The following is a 236-nucleotide window of genomic DNA, read 5'->3' on the forward strand; positions in this document are numbered from 1 at the left end:
ATTAGCCCAAACCAAGGAGCTTGCTCCTTGGGGTTGTGGGACGTCTCACATGGAGTTACAAAGGAATACATTAGGCGAAGAGGTCTGGAAAGGCCCGGCATAGAAGGTAAAAGCCCTGTAGCTGAAAATGTATTCTCTCCGAGACGGATCCCGAGTAGTGCGGGGCACGTGAAACCCCGTATGAATCCAGCAGGACCATCTGCTAAGGCTAAATACTCCCTAGTGACCGATAGTGA

1 rRNA gene is annotated in these 236 nt (G+C 50.8%); it reads left to right on the forward strand.

The features are described 5' to 3' along the window. Nucleotides 1-236, forward strand: a 23S ribosomal RNA gene (locus KJS65_RS29650); the annotation flags it as partial.

The sequence above is a fragment of the Paenibacillus sp. J23TS9 genome, from assembly GCF_018403225.1.
Classification (GTDB): domain Bacteria; phylum Bacillota; class Bacilli; order Paenibacillales; family Paenibacillaceae; genus Paenibacillus_AQ.